The organism is Pseudomonas fluorescens (genome assembly GCF_902497745.1).
GTDB lineage: Bacteria > Pseudomonadota > Gammaproteobacteria > Pseudomonadales > Pseudomonadaceae > Aquipseudomonas > Aquipseudomonas fluorescens_BM.
This window is the reverse complement of sequence record NZ_CABVHJ010000010.1, coordinates 32,842-53,843: the sequence shown is the minus strand read 5'-3', so window position 1 is coordinate 53,843 and position 21,002 is coordinate 32,842. Positions and strand designations below refer to the sequence as shown.

The 21,002-nt window shown below is 60.2% G+C and carries 21 protein-coding genes; 9 read left to right on the top strand and 12 right to left on the bottom strand.

Annotation, left to right across the window (positions count from 1 at the left end; genetic code table 11):
- Positions 1-24: 24 nt before the first annotated feature.
- From F8N44_RS16815 to F8N44_RS16785, 7 genes are all read right to left on the bottom strand, one after another.
- Positions 25-567, bottom strand: coding sequence for a DUF2058 domain-containing protein (locus tag F8N44_RS16815; RefSeq protein ID WP_016987455.1), 543 nt, complete (start codon positions 565-567; stop codon positions 25-27).
- A 25-nt stretch (positions 568-592) separates the two neighbouring features.
- The gene (gene mazG / locus F8N44_RS16810; RefSeq protein WP_150651194.1) at positions 593-1,426 is read right to left on the bottom strand and encodes a nucleoside triphosphate pyrophosphohydrolase; all 834 of its coding nucleotides are present in this window, start codon (positions 1,424-1,426) and stop codon (positions 593-595) included.
- Between the two features lie 148 nt (positions 1,427-1,574).
- Positions 1,575-3,818, bottom strand: a complete 2,244-nt coding sequence (gene relA, locus F8N44_RS16805; RefSeq protein ID WP_150651080.1) for a GTP diphosphokinase — start codon at positions 3,816-3,818, stop codon at positions 1,575-1,577.
- Positions 3,819-3,919: 101 nt separating this feature from the next.
- Positions 3,920-5,296 (bottom strand): 23S rRNA (uracil(1939)-C(5))-methyltransferase RlmD, encoded by a 1,377-nt coding sequence (gene rlmD / locus F8N44_RS16800; protein WP_150651079.1) that lies wholly within the window; start codon positions 5,294-5,296, stop codon positions 3,920-3,922.
- Positions 5,296-6,198: a cysteine synthase CysM gene (cysM, locus tag F8N44_RS16795; protein ID WP_191630911.1), complete on the bottom strand. Its 903-nt coding sequence runs from the start codon at positions 6,196-6,198 to the stop codon at positions 5,296-5,298. The genes rlmD and cysM overlap by 1 nt, the downstream gene beginning before the upstream one ends.
- A 252-nt stretch (positions 6,199-6,450) precedes the next feature.
- Positions 6,451-7,875, bottom strand: coding sequence for a sensor histidine kinase (locus tag F8N44_RS16790; RefSeq protein WP_150651077.1), 1,425 nt, complete (start codon positions 7,873-7,875; stop codon positions 6,451-6,453).
- A complete protein-coding gene (locus F8N44_RS16785) occupies positions 7,862-8,584 on the bottom strand; it encodes a response regulator transcription factor (protein ID WP_150651076.1) in 723 nt (240 codons plus the stop codon). Before F8N44_RS16785 ends, F8N44_RS16790 begins: the two co-directional genes overlap by 14 nt.
- A gap of 219 nt (positions 8,585-8,803) precedes the next feature.
- On the opposite strand from F8N44_RS16785, the gene F8N44_RS16780 reads away from it, so the two are divergent.
- On the top strand, positions 8,804-11,557 hold the full coding sequence (locus tag F8N44_RS16780) for a response regulator (RefSeq protein ID WP_150651193.1): 2,754 nt from the start codon (positions 8,804-8,806) through the stop codon (positions 11,555-11,557).
- A gap of 82 nt (positions 11,558-11,639) precedes the next feature.
- Complete coding sequence (locus F8N44_RS16775; protein ID WP_150651075.1) at positions 11,640-12,629, top strand: 2-hydroxyacid dehydrogenase; 990 nt, start codon at positions 11,640-11,642, stop codon at positions 12,627-12,629.
- Positions 12,630-12,641: 12 nt separating this feature from the next.
- Here F8N44_RS16775 and F8N44_RS16770 read toward each other — a convergent pair whose 3' ends face one another.
- Positions 12,642-13,094, bottom strand: coding sequence for a hypothetical protein (locus F8N44_RS16770; protein WP_150651074.1), 453 nt, complete (start codon positions 13,092-13,094; stop codon positions 12,642-12,644).
- Between the two features lie 133 nt (positions 13,095-13,227).
- Between F8N44_RS16770 and F8N44_RS16765 the strand changes: the two genes are divergently transcribed.
- Positions 13,228-13,662, top strand: a complete 435-nt coding sequence (locus F8N44_RS16765) for a hypothetical protein (protein ID WP_150651073.1) — start codon at positions 13,228-13,230, stop codon at positions 13,660-13,662.
- Entirely contained in the window at positions 13,662-14,066 is a 405-nt protein-coding gene (locus F8N44_RS16760) for an META domain-containing protein (RefSeq protein ID WP_122597270.1), read from the top strand. Before F8N44_RS16765 ends, F8N44_RS16760 begins: the two co-directional genes overlap by 1 nt.
- Before the next feature lie 369 nt (positions 14,067-14,435).
- Here F8N44_RS16760 and F8N44_RS16755 read toward each other — a convergent pair whose 3' ends face one another.
- Positions 14,436-14,903, bottom strand: a complete 468-nt coding sequence (locus F8N44_RS16755; protein ID WP_102901697.1) for a TlpA disulfide reductase family protein — start codon at positions 14,901-14,903, stop codon at positions 14,436-14,438.
- 113 nt (positions 14,904-15,016) lie between these two features.
- Here F8N44_RS16755 and arsC point away from each other — a divergent pair, with 113 nt between their 5' ends.
- From arsC to F8N44_RS16740, 3 genes are read left to right on the top strand one after another with little or no spacing between them, the layout of a single operon-like run.
- Entirely contained in the window at positions 15,017-15,370 is a 354-nt protein-coding gene (gene arsC / locus F8N44_RS16750; RefSeq protein ID WP_150651072.1) for an arsenate reductase (glutaredoxin), read from the top strand.
- The gene (gene wrbA / locus F8N44_RS16745) at positions 15,367-15,963 is read left to right on the top strand and encodes an NAD(P)H:quinone oxidoreductase (protein WP_127929376.1); all 597 of its coding nucleotides are present in this window, start codon (positions 15,367-15,369) and stop codon (positions 15,961-15,963) included. The genes arsC and wrbA overlap by 4 nt, the downstream gene beginning before the upstream one ends.
- A gap of 1 nt (position 15,964) precedes the next feature.
- A complete protein-coding gene (locus tag F8N44_RS16740; protein WP_150651071.1) occupies positions 15,965-16,390 on the top strand; it encodes a DUF2069 domain-containing protein in 426 nt (141 codons plus the stop codon).
- 90 nt (positions 16,391-16,480) lie between these two features.
- Here the strand turns inward: F8N44_RS16740 and F8N44_RS16735 are convergent, their stop codons facing one another.
- Both F8N44_RS16735 and ttcA read right to left on the bottom strand, forming a co-directional pair.
- Entirely contained in the window at positions 16,481-17,155 is a 675-nt protein-coding gene (locus tag F8N44_RS16735; RefSeq protein ID WP_150651070.1) for a DNA-3-methyladenine glycosylase I, read from the bottom strand.
- A gap of 150 nt (positions 17,156-17,305) precedes the next feature.
- Positions 17,306-18,130 (bottom strand): tRNA 2-thiocytidine(32) synthetase TtcA, encoded by an 825-nt coding sequence (gene ttcA / locus F8N44_RS16725; protein ID WP_007917513.1) that lies wholly within the window; start codon positions 18,128-18,130, stop codon positions 17,306-17,308.
- 289 nt (positions 18,131-18,419) lie between these two features.
- Here ttcA and F8N44_RS16720 point away from each other — a divergent pair, with 289 nt between their 5' ends.
- Together F8N44_RS16720 and F8N44_RS16715 are read left to right on the top strand one after the other, a co-directional pair.
- Positions 18,420-19,022: a Yip1 family protein gene (locus F8N44_RS16720; RefSeq protein ID WP_016773629.1), complete on the top strand. Its 603-nt coding sequence runs from the start codon at positions 18,420-18,422 to the stop codon at positions 19,020-19,022.
- Positions 19,023-19,149: 127 nt separating this feature from the next.
- Positions 19,150-19,644: a SprT family zinc-dependent metalloprotease gene (locus tag F8N44_RS16715; protein ID WP_150651068.1), complete on the top strand. Its 495-nt coding sequence runs from the start codon at positions 19,150-19,152 to the stop codon at positions 19,642-19,644.
- A 110-nt stretch (positions 19,645-19,754) separates the two neighbouring features.
- Here the strand turns inward: F8N44_RS16715 and F8N44_RS16710 are convergent, their stop codons facing one another.
- Entirely contained in the window at positions 19,755-20,936 is a 1,182-nt protein-coding gene (locus tag F8N44_RS16710) for a CaiB/BaiF CoA transferase family protein (protein WP_150651067.1), read from the bottom strand.
- Between the last annotated feature and the right edge of the window lie 66 nt (positions 20,937-21,002).

Here is a 21,002-nt window from a genome sequence, read left to right as displayed (position 1 = left end):
TGTCGTTGTTACAGCTTTATCGATTTACCACATCAGATCATCAGGGATCTGATACGCCGCGTACGGATCGTCCTCGGTGCTGACCTCTTCAGTCTGCACGTTGAGCTGGACGATACGCTGCGGATCGCGCTCCTGAATCTTCAAGGCCGCCTCACGCGGAATTACTTCGTAGCCGCCGGCATGGTGGACGATCGCCAGCGAACCGCTGCTGAGCTTGTTGCGCATCAGCGTGTTGACCGAGATGCGCTTGACCTTCTTGTCGTCGACGAAGTTGTAGTAGTCCTCGGTGGTCAGCTTCGGCAGACGCGAGACTTCGATCAGTTGCTTGACCTGCGCCGCACGCGCCTTGGCCTCGGCTTTCTCTTTCTGCTGACGGTTCAGCTCCTGGTCACGCTTGACCTTCTCGGCCATGGCTTCCTGGGCCGCGCGCTGTTGCGAGTCATCCAGTTCGATCTGGCCTTTGTGGGCCAGACGCTGCTGCTTCTGCTTGTCCTTGCTGACCTGCTTGGCCTGCTTTTGGTTGACCAGGCCTGCTTTGAGCAACTGGTCGCGAAGGGAAATACTCATGGGACTTACTCACTTGGGCAGTTGCTCAGCCGCAGCCGGGCACATTCTTTTCCTGACGTTTGGCTTCACCCCACAGGGCGTCCAACTCTTCGAGGGTGCAATCTTCTATGGGACGGTGGGTGTCGCGCAATGCCTGTTCGATAAAACGGAAACGTCTTTCAAACTTGCCGTTGGCGCCACGCAGTGCAGTTTCCGGATCGACCTTCAGATGCCGGGCCAGATTGACCACGGAAAACAGCAGGTCGCCGATCTCGTCAGCCACGGCCACCGAATCGTTTTCGGACATGGCTTCGAGGACTTCATCGAGTTCTTCGCGCACCTTGTCGAGCACCGGCAAGGCGTCTGGCCAGTCAAAACCGACCTGCCCTGCGCGCTTCTGCAGCTTGGCCGAACGCGACAAGGCCGGCAACGTCGCCGGCACGTCATCGAGCAGTGACAGTTGCTCGGGCGCGACGGATTTTTCCGCGCGCTCCTCGGCCTTGATCTCTTCCCAGCGCTGCTTGACCTGTTCTTCGCTCAAGCGCGGCACATCCAGCGGCGCGTAAAGATCACCGGTTGGGAACACGTGGGGATGACGGCGGATCAACTTGCGGGTAATGCTGTCGATCACCCCGGCAAACTCGAAGCGCCCTTCTTCCTTGGCCAACTGGCTGTAATAGACGACCTGGAACAGCAGATCGCCCAGCTCACCCTGTAGATGATCGAAGTCGCCGCGCTCGATGGCATCGGCGACTTCGTAAGCTTCTTCGAGGGTGTGCGGGACGATGGTCGCGTAGGTTTGCTTGATGTCCCACGGGCAACCGTACTGCGGATCGCGCAGACGGTTCATCAGGTGGAGCAGGTCTTCAAGGCTGTACATCATTTCACTCACTACATAGATCCCTGTGGGAGCGAGCTTGCTCGCGAAGGCGGACTTTCAATCACATCACTGCTGGATGCGATACCGTCTTCGCGAGCAAGCTCGCTCCCACATTGGATCGGCGGTTAACATTCGAGAGCGCCAATCCTCACGGGGTACGGTTACGCCGCGTTTCGATGATGTTCGGCAACTGCGAAATCCGCCCGAGCAACCGCCCCAGCGCATCCAGCCCCGGGATCTCGATGGTCAGCGACATCAGCGCGGTGTTGTCCTCTTTGTTCGAGCGGGTGTTGACCGCCAGCACATTGATACGCTCGTTGAGCAGCACCTGCGAAACGTCGCGCAGCAGACCGGAGCGGTCGTAGGCGCGGATGACGATGTCCACCGGGTAGGTGAGCACCGGCACCGGGCCCCAGCTGACCTGAATGATCCGCTCCGGTTCGCGCCCGCCCAGTTGCAGCACCGAGGCGCAGTCCTGACGGTGAATGCTCACGCCACGGCCCTGAGTGATGTAACCGACAATCGCATCGCCCGGCAGCGGCTGGCAGCAGCCGGCCATCTGCGTCATCAGGTTGCCGACGCCCTGGATCTGAATGTCGCCGCGCTTGCCCGGTTTGTAGCCGGTGGCTTTGCGCGGAATCAGCTCCAGTTGTTCGTTGCCGCGTTCCGGCTCGACCAGTTGCTGCGCCAGATTGACCAGTTGCGCCAGACGCAAGTCGCCGGCACCGAGGGCGGCGAACATATCTTCGGCGGTTTTCATGTTGGCCTTGTCGGCCAGTTTGTCGAAGTCCACCGCCGGCAGGCCGAGGCGCGTCAGTTCGCGCTCGATCAGGGTTTTACCGGCGGCAACGTTCTGGTCGCGCGCCTGCAATTTGAACCAGTGAACAATCTTCGCCCGCGCCCGCGAGGTGGTGACATAACCGAGGTTCGAGTTCAGCCAGTCGCGGCTCGGCGTGCCGTGTTTGCTGGTGATGATCTCGACCTGCTCGCCGGTCTGCAGGCTGTAATTGAGCGGCACGATGCGCCCGTTGATCTTCGCGCCACGGCAGTTGTGGCCGATTTCGGTGTGCACGCGATAAGCGAAGTCCAGCGGTGTCGCGCCCTTCGGCAGGTCGATGGCGTGGCCATCGGGGGTGAAGATGTAGACCCGATCCGGCTCGATATCGACACGCAGCTGTTCAGCCAGACCACCGATATCGCCCAGTTCTTCATGCCACTCGAGGACCTGACGCAGCCAGGAGATTTTCTCTTCGTAGTGGTTCGAACCGGATTTGACGTCGGTGCCTTTGTAGCGCCAGTGCGCGCAGACACCGAGTTCGGCTTCTTCGTGCATCGAGTGCGTACGGATCTGCACCTCAAGCACTTTACCCTCAGGGCCGATCACCGCCGTGTGCAGCGAGCGGTAGCCGTTCTCTTTCGGGTTGGCGATGTAGTCGTCGAATTCTTTCGGAATGTGCCGCCACAAGGTGTGGACGATGCCCAGTGCGGTGTAGCAGTCGCGCATTTCCGGCACCAGCACACGCACCGCGCGCACGTCGTAGATCTGGCTGAATTCCAGCCCTTTGCGCTGCATTTTGCGCCAGATCGAATAGATGTGTTTGGCGCGGCCGCTGATGTCGGCATCGACACCGGTGGCCTGCAGTTCATCCTTGAGCTGGGTCATCACGTCGGCGATGAAGCGCTCACGGTCCAGCCGTCGCTCGTGGAGCAACTTGGCGATCTGCTTGTATTGATCAGGCTCGAGATAACGGAAGGACAGATCCTCCAGTTCCCATTTGATATGACCGATGCCGAGGCGGTGCGCGAGCGGCGCATAGATGTCGAAGACTTCGCGGGCGACACGGTTACGCTTTTCGTCGTCGGCGGTTTTCACCGCGCGAATGGCGCAGGTACGTTCGGCCAGTTTGATCAACGCAACACGAACGTCGTCGACCATCGCCACAAGCATCTTGCGCAGGTTTTCCACCTGCCCTTGCGTGCCCATGACCATCGACTGGCGCGGACTGAGGCTGGCACTGATGGCCGCCATGCGCTGCACGCCGTCGATCAGCTTGGCGACCACCGGGCCGAAGCGCTGGCCGACGGCCGTGAGTTCGATCTGGCCTTCGCGTACACCGCGATACAGGACCGCGGCGACCAGCGAATCCTGATCGAGCTTGAGGTCGGCGAGAATCTCGGCTATTTCCAGGCCAGTACTGAAACTGCCGGAGCCTTCGGCCCACAGATTCTTCTTGGCATTGGACTGTTGTTCGGCCTCGCGAGCGAACTCGCAGGCTTCTTTCAAGGCTTCGCGATCCAGTGCCAGATCGACACTGACCGCGTGATCGAGCCAAGCCTCGAGATTGATACTGCCGTCAGTGTTGATCGGCTGGTGTGCTCTCACCTGTACCATCTTGCTTTACCTTCCCTACGACGCAGATTCAATGCGTCAAATCGCTGATCCTTATCGCCCGTTTGCGCTCGCGGGGCTAAAGCGAGCGCTGCGCGGACAGATCAGACGGATTCAGACGAGCCATCCTGGCTCGCTTCAAATAACGCCATGGCCTCGACATGTGCCGTCTGAGGAAACATATCGAGAATCCCGGCACGTTTTAACCGGTAGCCCTGCTTGATCAATTCGACCGTATCGCGCGCCAGAGTTGCAGGGTTGCACGATACGTACACCAACCGTTTGGCACCCAGGGTCGCCAGCTTGCGAACCACCTCGAAAGCACCGTCACGCGGTGGGTCCAAGAGTACCGCAGAAAAGCCGTTTCCGATCCACTGGGCATCGGTCAAAGGCTGGGATAAATCGGCTTGAAAAAACTTTGTGTTATGCAAATTGTTACTGGCGGCGTTCGCTTCAGCGCGATCGACCATGGTTTGCACACCCTCGACCGCGACGACTTCGCGCACGGTTTTGGCCAGTGGCAAGGCAAAGTTGCCGAGGCCGCAGAACAGATCGAGCACGCGCTCGTCGCTGCCGGGTTTCAGCCAGTCCAGTGCCTGGGCGACCATGGCTTCGTTGACGCCAGCGTTGACCTGAATGAAGTCACCCGGTCGGTACGCCAGATCCAGACCCCACTGCTCCAGGCGATAACCCAGCGACTGGGTGGCATCTACCGGTTGCGGCTCACCTTCGCCATGCAGCCACAGTTGCGCTTCATGGAACTGGCAGAAGTCCTTGAGGATCGTCAGATCCGCTTCGGACAACGGCGCCATGTGCCGCAGCAACACGGCCAGAGACGAGCCACTGAATAACTCGACATGGCCCAAAGCCTGCGGCTTGCTCAAACGGCGGAGCATCTCAGGCAAACGGGTCATGATCGGTTGCAAGGGCTGTACCAGCACCGGGCATTCGTTGATGGCGACGATGTCCTGACTGCCGGCGGCACGGAAACCCACTTCGAGTTTCTTCGCCTTCATGTCCCAGCGCACCGCGATGCGGGCGCGACGGCGATAGCCGAATTCAGGTCCGGTCAGCGGTGCTGCCCACTCTTCAGGTTCGACACCGGCAACGCGCGACAATTGCTCGGCGAGCATGCGCTGTTTCAGGGCAAGCTGTTCGCTGTGGGGCAAATGCTGCACGCTGCAACCGCCGCAACGACCGGCGTGCTGACACGGTGCGGGGCGGCGCAGTTCGCTGGCCTTGAACACGCGTTCGGTGCGCGCCTCGACCACTTTGCCGTGGGCGCCGAGCACCCGCGCTTCGACCTCTTCACCCGCGAGGGCGCCGAGGACGAACCAGGTTTTGCCTTCGAAAAACGCGATGCCGCGACCGTCATTGGCCAGGCGCTCGATGCTCAAGCGCTGCTTTTTGCCGGTCGGGATTTGCGCGGCCTTGCTGCCACCCGTGGGTTGGAAGCGCAGGCCTCTCTCGTGCTTGGCCATCAGTTGGGCGCGTCGAAAATGCCGGTCGACAGGTAACGGTCGCCACGGTCGCAGATGATCGCGACGATCACCGCGTTTTCAACTTCTTTGGACAGGCGCAACATCGCTGCCACTGCACCGCCCGAGGACACGCCACAGAAGATGCCTTCTTCGCGGGCCAGACACCGGGTGACGTCCTCGGCTTCGCTTTGCGCCATGTCGACGATGCGATCAACACGATCAGCCTGATAAATCTTCGGCAGGTATTCCTGCGGCCAGCGGCGGATGCCGGGAATGGCCGAGCCTTCCATCGGTTGCAGACCGACGATCTGCACGCTGTCGCTCTGCTCTTTCAAGTAGCGCGACACGCCCATGATGGTGCCGGTGGTGCCCATCGAACTGACGAAATGGGTGATGGTGCCTTGGGTCTGACGCCAGATTTCCGGACCGGTGGTGGTGTAGTGCGCTTCAGGATTATCGCCATTGGCGAACTGATCGAGCACCTTGCCACGGCCTTCGGCTTCCATACGCTGCGCAAGATCGCGGGCGCCTTCCATGCCTTCTTCCTGGCTGACCAGAATCAGCTCGGCACCGTAAGCGGTCATCGCCGCTTTACGCTCGGCGCTAGAGTTGTCCGGCATGATCAGGATCATCTTGTAACCCTTGATCGCAGCGGCCATGGCCAGCGCGATCCCGGTGTTGCCCGAGGTCGCTTCGATCAGCGTATCGCCGGCGTGGATCTGCCCGCGCAACTCGGCGCGAGTGATCATCGACAGCGCCGGACGGTCCTTGACCGAACCCGCCGGGTTATTCCCTTCGAGCTTGAGCAATAGGGTGTTGCTGGTAGCACCGGGCAGGCGCTGCAAACGCACCAGCGGCGTGTTGCCGACGCAATCGGCGATGGTTGGGTACTGCAGGGTCATGGCGTATTCGCAATCCAGACGTGCGGGGGCGCCTATCATACCGGCAAACCCGCGCAGGCCATATCACGCAAAGTGCGGTGCTTATGGTTTATGGGAATAAGCAGCAATAGTCTCACCACTGGTGAGACTTTTACGCTGGGTCATCTTAATTGGCGGTGATGCGTATGGCCTCTTCGCGAGCAGGCTCGCTCCCACAGGGAGTAGTGTCATTCGCAGAATAGTGTCAGCAGTGATGACACTATTAACTGTTGATCACACAACCTGCGGCGAACCGAGTTCCAATGTGGGAGCGAGCCTGCTCGCGAAGGCGTCAGTCGGCGCAACACCGTCATCCGCTACCAATCGCAAATTCAACCGCAACCCCGCCCCGCTGTTCTCCGCCCAAATACTTCCGCCCTGACGCTGCACGGCATTGCGCGCGATGCTCAGCCCCAAGCCAAATCCACCGTCGCCGGGCCGCGAGCCGTCGAGTCGGGTGAACGGAGAGAAGATACGTTCCAGATCCCCTTCTGCTACGCCGCCGCCCTGATCTTCCAGCCACAGGTGCCAGAAATCGCCATCGCGCCGTCCATCCAGTCGCACGATCCCGCCCGCCGGCGAATGCCGAATCGCGTTACGCAAAATGTTCTCCAACGCCTGCGCCAGCGTATTCAAGTTGCCACGCACCCAGCACGACGAGTCCACAGCGCACTGCAATTGCAGACTCGGCCAGCCGCTTTCATAACAGGCGTTATCCGTGAGCATTTCCCACAGGGCCTGAATCTGGATCGCCTCGTCGGGCAGCGGCGTGCGGTCGGTATCGAGCCAGGCCAGTTGCAGGGTGTCTTCGACCAGTCTTTGCATACCGTCGACTTCGCGACCGATGCGCTCGCGCAACTGCAGCAGACTTTGTTCGCTTTCACTGGCGACCCGCAAGCGGCTCAGCGGTGTGCGCAATTCGTGGGACAGGTCGCGCAGCAATTGCTGTTGCAGGGCGACGGTCGATTGCAAGCGTTCGGACATCGAATCGAACGCCCGGGCCAACTCGCCGAGTTCGTCCGGGCGCTGGGTGATGCCGCTCGACAACCGCACATTCAACTGGTCGGCGCGCCAGGCGTTGGCCTGTTCGCGCAAGTTGTTCAGCGGCACCACCAATAAACGATACAGACCCACGCACAGCAACAAGGTGAACAGGCCCGGAATCACGCCGTTAGTGATAACGCGCCAGAACACACGATACTTGCCCGGCAGGAAACGTTCGGGTAGCTCGATCACCAGGCTGCCGGCAGACGGCTCTTTGGGAAACGGCACACGCAACCACGGCCGGTTCTTTTTGTGAATCGGCCAGTCAAGGCCGCGCAGGAACGTCAGGTGCTGGATTTCCTGTTCATTCAGCGGATCACTGCTCAGCGACTGCAAGTTGCCGCCGATGACGCCGACCCAACTGGCCTCACGCAATTCCATACTCTGCAACCAGTCATCGACCCCGCTGCGGCCGCCGTGCTGCCACGCTTGCTCGGCTTGCATCGCATAACGTGAAAGGGTGCCGCGTGCTTCGTCGGAGAGGAACTGGTTGCGCTCCTCCATATAACGTCCCCACGACCAGCTCAGCCAGATCATCAGCAGACAGAATGCGACCAGCAGACAGGCCAGTTTCCAGAACAGCGAATGCCGCCCCGGCAATTCAGAGATGTTCATCGCAGGCGCTCAAGACATAACCCTTGCCCCACACCGTGCGCACTTCGCGCTCGGTATAGCCGATGGTTTTGAGCTTGCGGCGGATCTGGCTGATGTGCATGTCGAGGCTGCGGTCGTGGGCCGCGTAACCGCGCTGCAGAACGTGCTGATAAAGGAAGGCTTTGCTCAACACTTCTTCATCATTACGGTTGAGGGTTTCCAGCAAACGGTATTCGCTACGGGTCAGCCCGGCGGCTTGCTCGCGGAAAAACACATCGCACTGTTCGTCGTCAAAACGCAGCGTACCGGCCGCCACTGGCGCCGCCAGCGATGCCGGACGCCGATCAAGAGCAACCCGGCGCAGGATCGCTTCGATGCGCACATGCAACTCGGCCATGCTGAACGGCTTGGGCAAATAGTCATCGGCGCCCAGACGGAAACCGCTGATGCGATCCGCCTCGGCGCCGAGGGCCGACATCAGCAGTACCGGTGTCGAATGGCTCTGGCGCAATTGCGTCAACACATTCAAACCGTCCATGCCCGGCAACAGGATGTCCATCAGCACCACGTCGAACGGCTGGCGTTTGGCGATGCTCAGGCCTTCCTGACCATTCTGGCACCAGGTCACCTGAAAGCCGCTGCGGCCCAGATGTTCGTGAACATAGGCGCCGAGAACCGGATCGTCTTCGATAGAAAGAATGCGTGGCTGGCCGACGGAAACAGGAGTCATGAGTATCTGCAAGTAATTCTCAGTTGAGCGCGATTATTCAAGATTGCCAGGCAGCGGGCAACACAAGGCTACCCTTTCTGACAAACGAGCACCGGCGCCCTGACCCACCCTGAGCGCATTTTTCCGGAGATTGCCTGCGAGCAAATCGCTACACTGCGCCCATGCCGCGTGCCGGATGCACGCATGAGTCAACAGATCAGCGGGATGCAGGAGATAGGCGTGCTCAAGAAACTGGGAATCAAAGGTCGCGTGTTGTTGCTGACCTTGTTGCCGACCAGCCTGATGGCACTGGTGCTCGGTGGTTATTTCACCTGGACGCAGCAGTCCGACTTGCAGAGCCAATTGATGCAGCGCGGCGAGATGATCGCCGAGCAACTGGCGCCGCTGGTGGCACCCGCCATGGGCCACGGCAACAGCGAGCTGCTGGAGCGCATCGCCACTCAGTCCCTTGAACAACCGGATGTGCGCGCGGTGACCTTCCTCGCCCCGGATCGCTCGCCGCTGGCCCACGCCGGCCCGACCATGCTCAATCAGGCGCCCAGCGGCGACAGCGCGCATTTGCAACGGCGCAGCGGCAATGACGCGACGCGTTACCTGATGCCGGTGTTCGGCAAACATCGCAACCTCGCCGGCGAACTGATCCCGCAAGAATCCGACCGACTGCTCGGCTGGGTCGAATTGGAACTGTCGCACAACGGCATGCTGCTGCGCGGTTATCGCAGCCTGTTTGCCAGCCTGCTGCTGATTGCCGCCGGTCTGGCGGGCGCGGCATTGCTGGCGTTACGCATGGGCCGCACCATCAATCGTCCGCTGAGCCAGATCAAACAAGCCGTCGCGCAACTCAAGGACGGCCATCTGGAAACGCGTCTGCCGCCGCTCGGCAGTCAGGAGCTGGATGAACTGGCGTCGGGCATCAACCGCATGGCCGGCACCCTGCAAAACGCCCGCGAAGAACTGCAGCACAGTGTTGACCAGGCCACCGAAGACGTGCGCCAGAATCTGGAAACCATCGAGATCCAGAACATCGAACTGGATCTGGCGCGCAAAGAAGCACTGGAAGCCAGCCGGATCAAGTCCGAATTCCTCGCCAACATGAGCCACGAGATCCGCACGCCGCTCAACGGCATTCTCGGCTTCACCCATCTGTTGCAGAAAAGCGAACTGACCCCGCGCCAGCTCGATTATCTGGGCACCATCGAAAAATCCGCCGACAGTTTGTTGGGGATCATCAACGAGATCCTCGACTTCTCGAAAATCGAGGCCGGCAAACTGGTGCTCGATCATATTCCGTTCAACCTGCGCGACCTGTTGCAGGACACCCTGACCATCCTCGCCCCCGCTGCGCACGCCAAGCAGCTTGAGCTGGTCAGCCTTGTGTATCGCGACACGCCGCTGTCGCTGGTCGGTGACCCGCTGCGTCTGAAGCAGATTCTCACCAATCTTGTGAGCAACGCGATCAAGTTCACCCGCGAAGGCACCATCGTCGCCAGAGCGATGCTGGAAGAAGAACACGAAGACAGTGTGCAACTGCGCATCAGCATTCAGGACACTGGCATCGGCCTGTCGAATCAGGACGTGCGCGCGTTGTTCCAGGCGTTCAGTCAGGCCGACAACTCGTTGTCGCGCCAGCCGGGTGGCACCGGTCTGGGGCTGGTGATTTCCAAACGCCTGATCGAACAGATGGGCGGTGAAATCGGCGTCGACAGCACACCGGGCGAAGGCTCGGAATTCTGGATCAGCCTGAGCTTGCCCAAGACCCGCGACGATGCCGAAGACTTGCCCTCGGCGCCGCTGCTCGGACGCCGGGTGGCAGTCCTGGAAAACCATGAACTGGCGCGCCAGGCCTTGCAGCATCAACTGGAAGACTGCGGCCTCGATGTCACGCCGTTCAATACCCTGGAAAGCCTGACCAATGGCGTCACTGGCGCGCATCAGACCGATCAGGCGATTGATCTGGCGGTGATCGGCATTACCAGCAACGACATGCTCCCCGAGCGCTTGAACCAGCACATCTGGGATCTCGAACACCTCGGCTGTAAAGTGCTGGTGCTATGCCCGACCACCGAACAGACACTGTTTCATCTGTCGGTGCCCAACCCGCACAGTCAGTTGCAAGCCAAACCGGCCTGTACGCGCAAATTGCGTCGGGCGTTGTCCGATCTGGCCAATCCCCGCCAACCTCGCACCGAGCCGGGCGAACCGTTGTCGAGCCGCGCGCCGAAAGTACTGTGCGTCGACGACAACCCGGCCAACCTGCTGCTGGTGCAAACCCTGCTCGAAGACATGGGCGCCAAGGTGCTTGCCGTGGAAAGCGGTTACGCCGCGGTCAAAGCGGTGCAGAGCGAATCCTTCGATCTGGTGTTGATGGACGTACAGATGCCAGGCATGGACGGTCGCCAGAGCACCGAAACCATTCGCCAGTGGGAAAGCGAGCGGCACTGCACGCCGCTGCCGATCGTCGCGCTTACCGCCCACGCCATGGCCAACGAAAAACGCGCGCTGCTGCAAAGCGGCATGGACGACTACCTGACCAAACCGATCAGCGAGCGGCAACTGGCGCAAGTGGTGCTGAAATGGACCGGCCTGGCCTTGCGCAATCAGGGGCCGGAGCGGACCAGCGAGAATTCCGCTGGCAACAATGAACTGCCGGTGCTCGATCACGAGGAAGGTTTGCGCCTGGCCGCCGGCAAGGCTGATCTCGCTGCGGACATGCTGGCCATGCTGCTTGCCTCACTGGAGGCCGACCGTGAAGCCATCCGCGCGGCGTGCGAAAACCGCGACCAGAACGCATTGATCGAGCGTGTCCATCGCCTGCACGGTGCCACCCGTTATTGCGGCGTACCGCAATTGCGCGCGGCCTGCCAGCGCAGCGAAACCCTGCTCAAGCAGGGTGACCCGAAGGCCGTGGCAGCGCTGGAAGAACTGGAGCGCGCGATCAACCGGCTCGCGGCGCAAGCGAAGATCAGTGCCTGATCCACGGCAATGCCGATCAACGCCAGCACCGCTAAAGTGAGCTTGGGTGATTCAATCCGTGTCGATGTTCCAGGAGGTTTTCATGCGCACGATCGTTTTCAGTAGCCAGACCTACGACCGCGACAGCTTCCTCGCCGTCGATTGCCCGGCGGGTATCGAACTGCACTTTCAACCAGCCCGGCTCAGCCTCGATACGGCGGCGCTGGCTGAAGCGCATGAAGTGGTCTGTGCGTTTATCAACGACGACCTTAGCGCACCGGTACTCGAGCGACTGGCCGCTGGCGGCACACGCCTGATTGCCCTGCGCTCGGCCGGTTACAACCATGTCGATCTGCCCGCGGCGAAACGTCTCGGACTGGCCGTGGTACGCGTACCGGCCTACTCGCCGCATGCGGTGGCCGAACACGCCGTGGCGCTGATCCTGGCCCTCAACCGTCGTCTGCACCGCGCCTATAACCGCACCCGTGAAGGCGATTTCAGCCTGCACGGTCTGACCGGTTTCGACCTGGTTGGCAAAACCGTCGGGATTGTCGGCACCGGTCAGATTGGTGCGGCCTTCGCGAAAATCATGCACGGTTTCGGCTGCGAGCTGCTGGCCTACGATCCGTTCCCGAACCCCGATGTACTGGCGTTGGGCGCGCGCTATCTGAGCCTGCCGGAGCTGCTCGCGCGGTCGCGGATCATCAGCCTGCACTGCCCGCTCAACGAGCAGAGCAAACACCTGATCAACCGCGACTCGCTGGCGCACATGCAAGCGGGCGCCATGCTCATCAATACTGGGCGGGGTGGACTGGTGGACACCCCGGCCCTGATTGACGCCTTGAAGGACGGCCAACTCGGCTATCTGGGTCTGGATGTCTATGAAGAAGAGGCGCAACTGTTTTTCGAGGATCGCTCCGACCTGCCCTTGCAGGACGATGTGCTGGCGCGATTGCTGACTTTTCCCAACGTGATCATCACCGCGCATCAGGCCTTTTTGACCCGTGAAGCACTGGGTGCGATTGCCGCAACCACCCTGCACAACATCGCGACCTGGGCGGCGGGAACGCCACAGAACCAGGTCGAGGGCTGAGATCTTTTCAGCTTATTTCGGTGAAAGCGAAGACGCCAGAATCAGCATCGCCAGCCAGCCGAAGCCAAAAAAGCGCTGTTTCATCGAATGGCCGTAGCGCAGCAGGAACCAGACGAAAAACATCGGCAGCAGGAAGATCATGATCTTCAGCCAGCCTTCCACCGGACGACTGCCGTCGGCATTGGCCTGCTCGGTAACCGGTTGCTCGGTGGGCTGCTGGCGCCGGCGCCGCGCGGCAGCCGGCATGACTTTCGGCAAAGGTTGTGGTGCGGGTGCCGGGGCGATGGCCTCGGGCACAGACTTGTTGCGCGGCAAGCTGCCGAACGAGATTGTCGCGGCCTGAACAGGCGCGGCTATGGTCTGCGCGTGTTCTGCTTGCTCCGCCATTGGAGCCCCACAATGAATGCACGCGTTGGCTTCGGAGCTGATGCTCTTCTTGCATTCATAACATTCGATCAGCGCCATGTTCCGTTCCTTCAGAGTCGAGGCCGGCAGTTTGCCATGAGCGTCGCCTCAATTGAACCTGATCGAAGGTCACACGCGCGCATCATTCTGCAATCAAGCCCGTGCTAGCATGTCGCGCATATTTGGAGGACCCATGGTCGAACACGATTTCCGCTACAACCTGATGAACCCGCAACACACCCTCACCGAATGCCGCGCCCTTGTTCCGGGCCGCTATCAGGTCACCGGCAATGGTGGCTCGATTCGCATCGGTGACGCCTTGTTGGTCACCCTCAAAGGCAGCAAGGACTTGTCCATGCGCCTGACCGTTGAAACCGTCCGCCACCTGATCAATCCGCCGGGCCAATGGACCGCGATGACCACAGGTCCGGTGTTTGGTGAACTGGCGATCCACACCTGGCAGGTCAACTGCGACAGCTGCGCCAAAGAGCTGAGCTTCGAATTCGCCGTGGACGCCAAACTCGGCAAAGCCGCCGAGAAACCAGCGGCTACCGCGCGCATTGCCGAGTTGGGCTGGAAAGCCGTTGGCGACAAGCACTTGTGCCCGAAATGCCAGGAGCCTGCGTGATGAAACGCTTTGCCCTGACCGCTATGGTCGGTGTGGGTCTGGTGGGGTGCGCGGCAGAGCCAGTGCAACTGCAACAGAACCGCAGCTACATTCTGGAGTGGATCGGTGAGCGGCCGCTGATGGATTACAGCCATTTGACCGTGACCTTGGGCGATGATGGCCGCGCTTACGGCAACGGTGGCTGCAACCATTGGTTCGCGCCGTACACGCTGGACGGTGACAAGCTGACTTTCGGCAAGATCGGCAAGACCCGCAAGCTCTGTGCACCGGCACTGATGGAGCAGGAGCAGCGCTTCCTGCAGGCGCTGGAGCATGTCCAGCGCTGGGACATCTCGCCGATCGAGCAGATGCGTTTTTGGCCGGCTGAAGGCAAGCCGTTGCGCTGGTGGCTGGAAGAGGGTTAAGCCTCACGCCAAAGCCCTCATCGCAACGCCGCCCGCCTAGCCCTCTCCCAGGTGGAGAGGGGACCGATTGGGGGATATTGGGGAGCTACGCCGACCTGAAAGGTCTTCACCGAATCCGTAATCGACTGGATCCTGCTTTGGCGAATCCATAATCGACTCGATTCTGCTTTGGCGAATCCATAATCGACTCGATTCTGCTTTGGCGAATCTACAATCAACTCGATTCTGCTTTGGCGAATCTACAATCAACTCGATTCTGTTTTAGCGAATCTATAATCGACTCGATCTCTCAGGTCGATGTACCTCGCCAGACACCTCGGTCGGCCCCCTCTCCCCCTGGGAGAGGGCTGGGGTGAGGGGCTTTTGACGTTACTGGGTCGCCTGCAGAGCCTCAAGCTTGGCCATCACCCCCGCCGCCGTCTGCTCCCCCATCAACTGCTCACGCACCTTGCCCTTGTTGTCGATGATGTACGTCACCGGCAATGCCTCACTGCGCGGCAACTCGAACAACTCCGCCGGATCCTGCGCCAGCACGGTGAACTTGATGCCCAGTTTTTCGCTGGCGTCTTTCAGTTCCACACCCTGCACATTGTCGAAGTTGACCCCGAAGACGCCGACGTTCTTGCTCTTCAACTCATCAGCCAAATGGTTGAGCTCCGGGATCTCGGTGCGGCACGGACCACACCATTCGGCCCAGTAGTTCAGCACCACCCATTGTTTGTCCAAACGCTCGGACGCCACTTTCTGACCGTTCTGGTCGATACCGTAATCATTGCCGCAGCCCCCCAGCATCAACGCCCCGATTATCGTCAATGCCGCTGCCAATCGCCGTGTCATGTCGTGTTCCTTGTGAAAATTTGAAGGCGCCTGCGACCCATTGCCTCCGAAGGTTCTGGATTGCGCGCTGCACAGTTAGAATAGCCGCCACTTTACGCCAGAAGCGACCCGACATGACCGATCTGACGCTTTATCACAATCCACGCTGCTCGAAATCCCGCAGCGCACTGGAGCTTCTTGAAGGCCGCGGCCTGACCCCGAACGTCGTGCGTTACCTCGAAACCCCGCTGAATGCGGCGCAAATCAAGGCCCTGCTCGGCAAGCTCGGGATCAGCGCACGCCAGTTGCTGCGCACCGGGGAAGATGAATACAAAATGCTTCATCTGGCAGACGAAAGCCTCAGCGAAGCGCAATTGATCGAAGCCATCGCTCAGCACCCGAAACTGATGGAGCGACCGATTCTCGAAGTCGGCGACAAAGCCGTGATCGGTCGTCCGCCGGAAAATATCCTGGAGTTGTTGCCGTGAGCGCGCCGTACATTCTGGTGTTGTATTACAGCCGCAACGGCTCGACTAACGAGATGGCCCGGCAGATTGCCCGTGGCGTCGAGCAGGCTGGCCTCGAAGCGCGCTTGCGCACCGTGCCGGCAATCTCCACCGAGTGTGAAGCCGTGGCCCCGGCCATACCGGACGAAGGCGCCCTCTACGCCACCCTCGATGACTTGAAGAACTGCGCCGGCCTCGCCCTCGGCAGCCCGACGCGTTTCGGCAACATGGCCGCACCGCTGAAATACTTCCTCGATGGCACCAGCAATCTGTGGCTGACCGGCGCCCTCGTCGGCAAACCGGCGGGTGTATTCACCTCCACCGCCAGTCTGCACGGCGGTCAGGAAACCACGCTGCTGTCGATGATGCTGCCGCTGTTGCACCACGGCATGCTCATCACCGGTCTGCCGTACAGCGAATCGGCGCTGCTGGAAACCCAGGGTGGCGGTACGCCTTACGGTGCCAGCCATCACGCCGGGGCTGACGGCAAAAGTGGTCTCGATCAGCATGAAGTGGCGCTGTGTCGCGCGCTGGGTCTGCGGCTGGCGAAAACCGCCCAGAAACTGGTGGGCTGAGATGGCGAAGAAGCCGAAGATTCTGCCGAGTGTCGAGTGGCTTGAGCCACGGGTGAAGGCGATGCGGGTGATCAGCCTGCTGAGCTTTTTCGCCCTCGCCGGCTTGCTGGCGGCCTACTATCTGCTATTCGCCGATCTGCACGGCGCGCGACCGTGGGTGATTCTGCTGGTCGAGTTGATCCCTTGGATCGTTCTCGCGCCGGCGATGATCATGGGCAGCGCCCGTGGGCATTCGTGGATGTGTTTTGTGGTGAATTTGTATTTCATCAAAGGCGCACTGGCGGCGTATGACCCGAGCCGGCAGTTGTTTGGTGTGCTGGAGATGATCGCGAGCCTGGCGGTGTTCTGCTCGGCGCTGTTGTATGTGCGGTGGCGGTATCAGTTGAATCGCAAACTGGCTGGTGAAGGAGAAATCTCCGTCGCCTAAACGGACGCCTTCGCGAGCAGGCTCGCTCCCACAGGGGAAAGCATTCCAAACTGTGGGAGCGAGCTTGCTCGCAAATGGGGCGACGCGGTCTTAATGGTTGACGGTGTAAGCGAGCATCATCGAAATCTGGCTCATCGGCCGCCCACCGCTCTGTTCATGCCACTGGTTGAACGCATCCTGCACAATCGCCAGATCACGCAGACTGGTCGGCACCTTGTCGACGATCTTCTGTGCGCTCAGCGCCGCCACCACGTCGTAGCTCGGCACGAATGTGTCCTTGCCGACCATGCGCAAAAACCGTGGCGCCGACAGCCCGCCCAGTTGATGGCCGTGCTTTTTCAGGTACGTCCACAAACCGACGATATCGGTGACCGGCCAGTCGGCGATCAATGCACCGAAACTGCCCTTGTCTTTCTCGACATCAAGAATGAACTGCGCATTGCGCGGCACGCTTTTCAGTTTGCCAAGATGGCGAATGATCCGCGCGTCCTGCATCAGACGCTCGAGGTGTTCGGCACTCATCAGCACGACTTTTTCCGGGTCGAACTTGAAGAACACTTCCTCGAATGCCGGCCACTTGGCGTCGACCAGACTGTGCTTGAGGCCGGCACGGAACACGCGCAAGGCCATGGTTGATAGGTAGCGGTCGTCGCTGATCTTGCGCAGTTGCGCCGGGGTCTTGGGAACGGGCAGATGGGCTTCCAGTTCAGCCGCCGAACCGAAGCGGTTCAAACAGTATTCGTGCAGCCACTTGTAATCGCGCATGCCCTCTCCTGAGAACTGAAAATGAAAATTTATCGTTGAACACAAAACATTGTGGGAGCGAGCTTGCTCGCGAAAGCGGTCTGTCATTCAACATGGATGTCGGCTGACACGACGCCTTCGCGAGCAAGCTCGCTCCCACATGGATCGGGTTTACAGGTTGACGACGTTGACGAAGCGCGAAGCCGCAGTCTCGTCGATCTTCAGGCTGGTGAAGTCGAACAGGTTGCGGTCGGCCAGTTGCGACGGGATTACGTTCTGCAAACTGCGGAAGATGCTTTCGGTTCGACCCGGGGTCTTGCGTTCCCAGTCCTGCAGCATTTCCTTGACCACCTGCCGCTGCAGGTTTTCCTGCGAACCGCAGAGGTTGCACGGGATGATCGGGAATTCTTTCAAATCCGAGTACGCCTGAATGTCTTTCTCGTTGCAGTACGCCAGCGGACGGATTACCACGTTGCGACCGTCATCGGCACGCAGCTTCGGCGGCATGGCTTTAAGCGAGCCGTTGAAGAACATGTTGAGGAAGAATGTCTCGACGATGTCGTCACGGTGATGACCGAGGGCCATTTTGGTCGCGCCGATTTCATCGGCAAAGGTGTACAGCGTGCCACGACGCAGGCGCGAGCACAGCGAGCAGGTGGTCTTGCCTTCCGGGATCAGTTCCTTGACCACCGAGTAGGTGTCTTTCTCGACGATGTGATACTCGACGCCCAGCTCTTTCAGATAGGCCGGCAGCACATGCTCGGGGAACCCCGGCTGCTTCTGGTCCATGTTCACCGCGACGATCTCGAACTTGATCGGTGCAACCTTCTGCAGGTGCAGGAGCACGTCGAGCATGGTGTAACTGTCCTTGCCCCCGGACAGGCAGACCATGACCTTGTCGCCGTCTTCAATCATGTTGAAGTCAGCAACCGCTTCGCCGGCCAGGCGGCGCAGGCGCTTTTGCAGTTTGTTCTGGTTGACCGTAAGAGTGCCCATGACGCGAAATCCGTGAGGTGTGACGAAAGGCCGGCATTTTACGCAAAAACCCCGGGGTTGTGGGCACAGGTTGTCGTGGCTCAAGGTTGCCATTTTTACAGACCCCGAGGCGATTAAGCCCCGTGTTTACAGCGCGATTTGCTCTAAGCCCCTAATACCTGTGCGGGTAAGACCTTTCTATACTGCGACATAAGGTCGCACACAATCTGAAGACCTGTATTTGCTCGGCCACCTTGGCCCGTAGGCGCTCCGCTGGGGGGCGATGGCAATAACAAGAGGAGTGACTGGCATGATCCATCACGTAGTGGGACTTTTTACCCACCCCGATCAGGAATGGAAGGAAATCCGTGGCGACCAAGAGGAAAGCATCAGCCACATGTACCTCACCCACACGCTGATTCTGGCGGCGATCCCCGCTGTCTCGGCATTTATCGGCACTACTCAGGTCGGCTGGGTGATCGGCAACCGCGCACCGGTGATGCTTACCTTTGAAAGCGCACTGTGGATGACGATCATGTCGTACCTGGCCATGCTCGGCGGGGTCGCGGTCATGGGTGCTTTCGTGCACTGGATGGCGCGCACCTATGACGCCAATCCGAGCCTGGCCCGTTGCGTGGCATTTGCCACCTACACCGCAACACCGCTGTTTGTTGGTGGACTGGCAGCGCTGTATCCGCATATGTGGCTGGGGATGATCGTCGGGACGGCGGCCATTTGCTACACGGTTTATCTGTTGTATGTGGGGCTGCCGACGTTCATGAATATTCCGTCGGACGAGGGCTTCCTGTTTTCCAGCTCGGTGCTGGCGGTGGGTCTGGTGGTGCTGGTCGCCATCATGGCATTCACCGTGATTGTCTGGGGGCTGGGCGTCGGGCCTGTGTATACGAACTGACTCGACAGGCTGATCACAGGCCGCCGCAAGGCGGCCTTGTCGTTTCACGGATGACCATTCGGCAGCTCGGCGATTCGCAAGTCCACAGGGTTGCGGCATACTCAACGCCTCTGGAGATCCATCAAGCATGCCCGAGCAACTCAATACCCGCGTCGAAGATTGTTACCAACTCGCTGAAGCCTTTTTCAAACGTTCCTTCCCTCGCCCTGTCGTCAGCCTCAAGCTGCGCGGGCAAAAAGCCGGTGTCGCGCATTTGCACGAGAATCTGCTGCGCTTCAACCCGCAGTTGTACCGGGAAAACGCTGAACACTTCCTCAAGCAGACCGTGGCCCACGAAGTTGCGCACCTGATCGCCCATCAGTTGTTTGGCGAGCGCATTCAGCCCCATGGCGAAGAATGGCAACTGATCATGCGCGGGGTTTACGAACTGCCGCCGGATCGCTGCCACACCTATGCAATCAAGCGCCGCAGCGTGACCCGCTATATCTATAAATGCCCGTGTGCCGACAGTGATTTCCCGTTTTCGGCGCAGCGCCATAGTCTGGTCAGGCAGGGGCGGCGGTATTTGTGTCGGCGCTGCCGCAATACCTTGGTGTTCAGTGGTGAGATGCGCGTCGAATAGCCCGGATTTGCGGTGCCTGTGCCGGCCCCTTCGCGAGCAGGCTCGCTCCCACATTTGGAATGCGGCCCACTGTGGGAGCGAGCCTGCTCGCGAAGGAGCCGGTACAGGCACTAGAGAATCACTTTGGAAGCACGCAATTCGGCAATCCGCTCAGGACTCAACCCCAACTCCGCCAACACCTGATCCGTATGCTGCCCCAACGCCGCGCCGACATGCCGCGGCGCCGGCAACGCTTCGGAAAACTTCAACGGACAGGCCATCTGCGCCTGCGTCGTGCCATCCGCGCGCGGCACCTGCGTCACCAGCTCCCGTGCCTGCAACTGCGGATGGCGCACGGCCTCCCCTAGACTCAACACCGGCTCGACACATGCATCGATCCCGGCAAACATTTCGCACAACTCAGCAAAGTCATGCTTTTCAAACTCAACCGTCAGCGCGTATTTCAACGCCCGCTGCTGCTCAGGCTTTGGGGACAAACCCTGCGCCGCCAACTCCGGCCGCCCCAACGCTGTACACAGTTGCTGCATAAAGCCCGGTTCCAGACTGCCCACCGACATCCAGCGACCATCGCGAGAACGGTAATAATCGTAGAAGCTGCCGCCGTTGAGCATCTGGTCTTCCCACTCAGGCTCTTCGCCGCAAGCCAGATAGCCGGCCCCCGCCATGGCATTCAGGCTGAACGCACAGTCAGTCATGCTCACGTCCAGATGTGTACCCTGCCCCGTTTGCTGACGGGCAATCACCGCCGCCAGCAAGCCAATCACCCCGTGCAACGAACCACCGGCGACATCCGCCACCTGCATGCCCAGCGGCAACGGCCCGCTGTCGGCGCGGCCGGTGTAACTGGAAAGTCCCGCCAGCGCCAGATAGTTGATGTCATGCCCGGCGCGATCCTTGTACGGCCCGGTCTGGCCGTAACCGGTGATCGACACATAAATCAGCTTCGGGTTGATCGCCTTCAGCGCTTCATAGCCCAAACCCAGACGCTCCATCACGCCGGGGCGAAACTGTTCCAGAACGATGTCGTAATCGCCCAGCAGTTGCTTGACCACTTCCAGCGCCTCGGGCTGCTTCAGATCCAGCGCCAGGCTGCGTTTGTTGCGGTTCAGGTAGGCATGACTGGCCGATATTCCGCCATCATGCGGCGGCAACACGCGCAGCAGGTCCAGGCGCGTCGGTGATTCGATGCGCAGCACTTCCGCGCCCATGTCCGCCAGCAACAACGAGGCGAACGGTCCCGGCAACAACGTCGAGAAATCGAGGATTTTCAGTGAGGCCAGCGGTGCGGACATGAGCGAACTCCTTGGGCGATGCACTCAGCCTAGGCAGCGATACCGCGCACGGCAATCACCGGAAAT